Raw genomic sequence first — 4,373 nt, forward strand, 5'->3', positions numbered from 1 at the left:
GCAGTGGATAGCGAGTCCGTTCACGAGCGACGAAGGCGTACCTCACTTGGACTCCCTGGCGAAGAACGCCGTCGCTTTTTTTAGGATCTCGCGCTCCATTGAACCGCCCCGGATTTCGTGGAGGCTATTTAGTGTGAGTCACTCTGCCTTGGGCAACACAGTCTTTTGCCGAAAAGCCGATGGCCCTGGCACCTTCTTGACACCCCTCCATCCCAGTAGCAGACTCGATCCCAAGGAGCGTCGAAACTCCTCTTACAGCGGTACCCACCTCCGTCAAACCGGTGGGTTTTTTGTGCCTGCGCGTTTGCAGGCGCAACCGACGTGACACCTGCGTCGGGAGGGTGGCTAATACAACACCTCTCATGAGGGAATACGCCCGCCGGCTGTAAGCGGTTTCGAACCTCCCGACTTCCCGTCGCCTTCCTGGCGTGCGGATACTTCATGGAACGAGGAGGCAATCATGTCGACGACCGAACCGAACGATGCGCAAGCGAACGGCTACGGGCTGCCGGAGGGCACCCAGCGTCAGCTGAAGAAACTGCACGAATACGTGACTTTCCTGGTACGCCTGACCCAGCCGCGCCAGGCGAACGAGGCGCCGGCGGCGATTCACCCCGGCGAGTGGGCGCTTTGCCTGGATCAGTTGGAGCAGCAGGTTGCCCCGGTGATGGAGGCGCTGTCCCGGGGAGCCGAGCGTGAAAAGGAAGTGGCGGCATCTGCGCCGGATGCGGAGACTGAGGCACAAGAGGGTGAGGATGCCGATGCGCAGGGCGCGGACGCCGAGGTAGCGAGCAGCCCCACGTCTCCGTCGGGCAAGCGCTACCTGTCCGGCATCACCCTGGACCAGGTCGACGAGATCAACCTGTTGCTCTCGAACCTTCACGCCGTCGGCAACGTGGTCTGCTGCGCCGATCACGCCGAATACTCCGTGGCCACGCTGGCGGTGATGGGCGACGCCATCTACCGCGATGTGGACAAGATCCATGACATCGTCGACACCATCTACGAGTCGCAACGGCTGGGGCCAAAGCACACGCTGAACAGCGTGCGTGAAGTGCCCGCCAGCTACCTCGCACTGCCCGGGCGTTCGCCCACGGGCAGTGCGTTGCCGCAAGCGTGCAAGTTGCCTGTCTACCATTAGCAGGGCCGTGGCGCTCGGCTGGGCGCACCCCTCGCCGGGTCGGCTTGGGGTGCTCTCTTGCCGGTATCCGGCGGCGGTCCACGGTATAGAAGGGACATGAGCAGATTCAAACCATCTGGGCTGGACTCGAAAAATGAGGAGCCTGGCTTTGATGGGGGGATTCACCGGACGGCGCGACACAACAAGATCACGCCACAACTCACATCACCGATGTGGGGGGGCGGCAAGCCAAGCGGGGCCGGATTCCATGGTCGAGGCGCATCTTGGCGAGAACGAATCAGCTCCGGCTCGTTAGGGTTTTCGCCGATCGTTGCCGCCGGCAAAGCGGCGTTCGCGGTGAAGGCGGCGCTTGCCGCGATGCGCTGGCCTTATTCCCGGGCGATGGCGCTTGCGGCACGAGATGCAGGAGGGCCCTCGTCGGCAACTGGCGGCACGACCTGGGTGCGGCCCAGGGTGATGTTCTTGCTGGCGCGCACGTCACGGTTGGAGAACGTCCACACCTCGCCGGTGGCGGTGATGAATACGGTCCAGTACAGGTCGAGCTCGGGACCGTAGTCGATCAGGACGTGGGCGAAGCCTTCGCCCTTGGGAGTGAGCATGGGCAGCGGAGGATTGTGTTGCAACATGGCGACCATAGGCAGGGTGGTGACGTGACGGCTAATCGTCGTCGCTGTGCCGGGCTTCCTTCTCGGGCCAGTGGACGAAGTCCCAGCCGGAGGCGGTGGGGTCCGGACCGTCTTCCACCACGCGGCAATCGGCGATCGGGTGCTGCACGAGCGGTCGATGGTCCGCCACGACAGGGACGCTGGCCAGCCGCATGCGCCATCGGCTGGCGGCGGCATCGGACAGGTCGCCGCACGGGTCTTCGTGTCCGAGCAGGGGTGTGCGGACGAGGCGGCGCGGATGCACGTGGAAGTGCACGTGCCGGGCGCCGGCGGCGTGGCTGCCGGATTTCCAGATGCTGATCTGTTCGCCGGGTGATTCCATGTCGATGGCCTGGGCCACGCGCGTGACGGCGCGCATGAGCACTTCCATGATGGTGTCGTCCATGTCGCGGATGTCCGTGATGTGCTGGCGCGGGGCCACCAGGAAATGGGCGTGGCGCCATTGCCCGCGATGGATCAGCGTCAGGGTCAGGTCGTCCATGGCGACGATGGAGGGATCCGCGCTGTCGCCGGCCATGGCGCAGAACAGGCAATCGCCGTGCATGCTGTCTCCTGTGGATGGTAGCGGGGCTGGCGCCGTCGATGCGTGCGGCCGCGGGAGGCGATCGTGGTCGCCTCCCGCGATCCGGGTCAGAGGCTGCGGTCGAAATCCTTGATCTGTCGCTCCGCTTCCTCGCGTGCGATGCCGTAGCGTTCCTGCAGCTTGCCGGCGAGGTATTCGTAGTTGCCGTCGGCGATCGTCAGGTCGTCGTCGGTGAGCTTTCCCCATTTCGCCTTGAACTTGCCGGTGAGCTGCTTCCACTGGCCCTTGATCTTGTCTTCGTTCATGACTGCTTCCTCTGTGGCGGGGGTGCGGATTCAGGCTAGGCGGCGCCGCGACAGGTGCGCCAGAGGAGGTTTCACCAGAGGGACTGGTACTTTTTGGCCATCTGTACCGGTGGCTTGACGCCGGCGGCGGCGCAGGCGGGAAATAGGGCAAACCACCAAGCGGAGAAGACATGGACGAAGCCGTTGCCAGGCCCCGGGTCGACCGGCGCCAGCTCCAGCAGATCATCGCGGGCCTGGGCGAGGGCATCCTGCTCATCGACCCGGACCGCTCCATCGCCTGGGCCAACGAGACCGCGCTGGCGATCCACGGCTGCGAACGCCTGGAGGAACTGGGCGCCGACGCCACGCAGTACCGGCGGCGCTTCGTGCTGAAGTACCGCAACCACCACCGGCTGACGGCGAAGCAGTATCCGGTCGAGCGCGTGCTCGCCGGCGAGTCCTTCGGCGACGTGGTCGTGGAGGTGAGCCGAACGCGCGACGAGGACTTCCACCGCGTGCACCGGGTGCGCGGCTTCGCCCTCGCCAATGCGGATGGCCAGTGCGAATCACTGGTGCTGGTGATCCAGGACGCCACCGAGCGCTACGGCGCCGAGGACCGCTTCGAGCAGGCCTTCAACGCGAATCCCGCGCCGGCGCTGATCTGCCGGTTGTCGGACCTGCGCTACATCCGGGTGAACCAGGGTTTCCTGGAAATGACCGGCTACGGGCGCGACGCGGTGGTGGGGCGCACGGCCTACGAACTGGACGTGCTGGAACAGGCGGAACGACGCGACGAGGCGGTGGCGTACCTGCACGAGGGGCACACCATCGCGCAGCGCGAGGCCATGCTCAGGTTGCCGGACGGCGGCGGCAAGTTCGTCATCGTGGCGGGGCAGCCGATCGAGGTGGGCGACGAGAGGTGCATGCTGTTCACCTTCATCGACCTGGATGCGCGCAAGCAGGCGGAGCTGTCGCTGGGGCAGAGCGAGGAGCGTTTCTCGAAGGCGTTCCGGCTGGCGCCCGTGCCGATGATGGTGTGCGCGCTGCCGGGGTTGCGCCTGATCGAGGTCAACGACGCGTTCGCCGGCGTCACCGGCCACGCCGTGGCGGACGCGGTGGGGCGGTCGCCCGCGGAGCTGGGCCTGTGGCCGGACGCGCGGGCCTGGCGCAAGCTGGCCGCGCGGCTGGAGGCGCGCGAAGACGTGCGCCAGGCCGACATCCGCCTGCGCACGCGCGAGGGCGCACTGATCGACTGCCAGCTGTCGGCGGACACGGTGAGCATCCAGGACGAGCCCTGCGCGCTGTGCGTCCTGCAGGACGTCACCGAGCACAAGCGCTCGGAACTGGACCTGGTCGCCGCCATCGAGGCGGTGATGAAGGACACCTCGTGGTTCAGCCGCACGGTAATGGAGCGGCTGGCGCAGATCCGCCAGCCACTCCGCGAAGGCGAGGCGCAGGCCGGGCTGGACGACCTGACCCCGCGCGAGCGCGAGGTGCTCGGCCTGATCTGCAAGGGCCAGAGCGACGCCGATATCGCGGCGGCGCTGAAGCTGTCACGCCATACCGTCCGCAATCACGTGGCGACGCTGTACGGCAAGATCGGCGTGAACCGCCGCAGCGCCGCGGTGGTGTGGGGGCGCGAGCGCGGCGTGGCGGGGTATTGAGAGCCATGCCTTTCAACGTCTTTTCTCAGCCCAGCCCGTATGCTTGACGCTATCGTCAAGCAAGCGGAGAAGGACCATCTGGCAGGTTGTCGTTGA

The 4,373-nt window shown here is 66.2% G+C and carries 5 protein-coding genes; 2 read left to right on the top strand and 3 right to left on the bottom strand.

Going from position 1 to position 4,373, the window contains the following annotated elements; genetic code table 11:
• Positions 1–460 precede the first annotated feature (460 nt).
• Positions 461–1,141, top strand: a complete 681-nt coding sequence (locus QMK61_RS17520) for a hypothetical protein (RefSeq protein ID WP_302073519.1) — start codon at positions 461–463, stop codon at positions 1,139–1,141.
• Between the two features lie 368 nt (positions 1,142–1,509).
• Here QMK61_RS17520 and QMK61_RS17525 read toward each other — a convergent pair whose 3' ends face one another.
• From QMK61_RS17525 to QMK61_RS17535, 3 genes are all read right to left on the bottom strand, one after another.
• Positions 1,510–1,740, bottom strand: coding sequence for a hypothetical protein (locus QMK61_RS17525; protein WP_302073520.1), 231 nt, complete (start codon positions 1,738–1,740; stop codon positions 1,510–1,512).
• 58 nt (positions 1,741–1,798) lie between these two features.
• A complete protein-coding gene (locus tag QMK61_RS17530; RefSeq protein WP_302073521.1) occupies positions 1,799–2,350 on the bottom strand; it encodes an HIT family protein in 552 nt (183 codons plus the stop codon).
• Positions 2,351–2,436: 86 nt separating this feature from the next.
• Positions 2,437–2,634, bottom strand: coding sequence for a CsbD family protein (locus QMK61_RS17535; protein ID WP_302073522.1), 198 nt, complete (start codon positions 2,632–2,634; stop codon positions 2,437–2,439).
• A 170-nt stretch (positions 2,635–2,804) separates the two neighbouring features.
• Between QMK61_RS17535 and QMK61_RS17540 the strand changes: the two genes are divergently transcribed.
• Positions 2,805–4,277 (top strand): helix-turn-helix transcriptional regulator, encoded by a 1,473-nt coding sequence (locus tag QMK61_RS17540; RefSeq protein WP_302073523.1) that lies wholly within the window; start codon positions 2,805–2,807, stop codon positions 4,275–4,277.
• Positions 4,278–4,373: the final 96 nt, after the last annotated feature.

It is taken from the genome of Fulvimonas sp. R45 (assembly GCF_030504985.1).
Taxonomy (GTDB): Bacteria; Pseudomonadota; Gammaproteobacteria; order Xanthomonadales; family Rhodanobacteraceae; genus Rhodanobacter_A.

Coding starts and splice junctions, on each gene's coding strand:
- QMK61_RS17530 (WP_302073521.1), bottom strand. CDS start 2,350: ATGCACGGCGATTGCCTGTTCTGCGCCATGGCCGGCGACAGCGCGGAT.
- QMK61_RS17535 (WP_302073522.1), bottom strand. CDS start 2,634: ATGAACGAAGACAAGATCAAGGGCCAGTGGAAGCAGCTCACCGGCAAG.
- QMK61_RS17520 (WP_302073519.1), top strand. CDS start 461: ATGTCGACGACCGAACCGAACGATGCGCAAGCGAACGGCTACGGGCTG.
- QMK61_RS17525 (WP_302073520.1), bottom strand. CDS start 1,740: ATGCTCACTCCCAAGGGCGAAGGCTTCGCCCACGTCCTGATCGACTAC.
- QMK61_RS17540 (WP_302073523.1), top strand. CDS start 2,805: ATGGACGAAGCCGTTGCCAGGCCCCGGGTCGACCGGCGCCAGCTCCAG.